The organism is Thioclava sp. UBA3469 (assembly GCF_002378135.1).
Lineage (GTDB): Bacteria > Pseudomonadota > Alphaproteobacteria > Rhodobacterales > Rhodobacteraceae > Thioclava > Thioclava sediminum.
Genome location: NZ_DFRG01000170.1, coordinates 1343 through 2700, shown reverse-complemented (window position 1 = coordinate 2700; position 1358 = coordinate 1343). Strand labels below are relative to the sequence as shown.

General features: G+C 66.3%; 2 protein-coding genes. Both read right to left on the bottom strand.

Annotated elements, in window-relative coordinates:
* Positions 1 to 36: 36 nt before the first annotated feature.
* A complete protein-coding gene (locus B3D39_RS12730) occupies positions 37 to 783 on the bottom strand; it encodes an alanyl-tRNA editing protein (RefSeq protein ID WP_274962272.1) in 747 nt (248 codons plus the stop codon).
* The coding region (locus B3D39_RS12725; protein WP_286789757.1) for a mechanosensitive ion channel family protein at positions 767 to 1358 on the bottom strand (592 nt) is incomplete at its 5' end. The genes B3D39_RS12730 and B3D39_RS12725, both read right to left, overlap by 17 nt.

Sequence of the window (1358 nt, the reverse complement as noted above, 5' to 3'; positions counted from 1 at the left end):
GGCAGAGGGGCAGCGCCCCTACCCGGCCCGCGGCTCTCACGCCAGATGAAGATGCACGCGGCGGTTCATCTTGCCCTTCTTCTCGATCTTGCCGATCCTGAGGCCGCCGATCTCGCCCGTCGAGGCGACATGCGTGCCGCCGCAGGGCTGCAGGTCGATCCGGTCCGCCTCTTCGCCGATCGCGATCAGCCGCACCCAACCCTGACCTTTGGGCGGCGCGACCGAGAGCGTCTTGACCAGATCGGGCTGCGCCTCGAGTTCGGCATCGGTAATCCAATGCTCGACCACCTTGAGGTCCTGCGCGATCCAGTCGTTCAGCCGCCGCTCGATTGCCTCCAGATCCTCGGGCCGCTCGGGCATATCGAAATCGAGCCGGCCTTTTTCCGTACCAATCTGCCCGCCCGTTACCGGCAGCGGGATCGCGACCGACAGCAGGTGCAGCGCGGTGTGGACGCGCATGTGACGGTGACGCCGCTCCCAGTCGAGATGCTGCTGGACCTGCGCGCCGACGGGCGGCAGGGGCTGCGGCTCCGCCGGGACCAGGATCACCGCGCCGGGCGCGCCGGGCTCGGCCTTCACCGCCGTCGCGATCTCGATCTCGCCGCCGTCCCAGACCAGCTTGCCACTGTCACCGGGCTGACCGCCGCCGGTCGGGTAGAAGATCGAATCCGCGCAATAGATGCCGCCTTCGTCGGTCAGGCCCGTCACCGGGACCTCGAGATCGCGGGCATAGGGGTGAATGCGGTAGCTTTGCTGCTGCGGCTGTTTAGCGGTCTCCGGCATCGGCCTCTCCGTCTGAAGTGTCTTGGCGCTGCTCCTCCATCCCCTCGGGCCCTTCCCCGGGCTGGGGCCTGCCGTAATCGGCACGGGTGACGGGGCGCTTGGCGTCGCTGTCGTCTTCGCCTTCGTCCGCGGAGGTCTTCTCCTCGTCCGCGTCCTTTTCGGCCTCGTCCTCCTTGGGCCGTAGAACCTCGGGGTTGCGCAGCCAGACGTCGCGCTGTGCGAAAGGAATTTCGATCCCGGCCTCGGCGAAGCGTTGATTGATCTCGTGGTTCATTTCGCTCTGGACGCGGAGGATGAAGTTCACGTCGGAGAGGATCACGCGGACCTCGAAATCGAGGCTGTCCGCGCCGAAGCCTTTGAACATCACCACCGGCTCGGGATTCATCATCACCAGCGACTGGTTCGCGGCCACCTCGTGCAGGATCTTCTCGACCTTGCGGGTGTCGGTGCCATAGGCCACGCCCACCGGCACGATCAGGCGACCCGTGACATTGCCGCGCGTCCAGTTCGTCACCTGCCCCGAAATCAGATCCGCATTGGGCACGATGACTTCGGTGCGGTCGAAGGTCTCGATC

Bases quoted from the DNA above. Each gene is read 5' to 3' on its own strand.
- B3D39_RS12730 (WP_274962272.1), bottom strand. From the start codon at position 783: ATGCCGGAGACCGCTAAACAGCCGCAGCAGCAAAGCTACCGCATTCAC.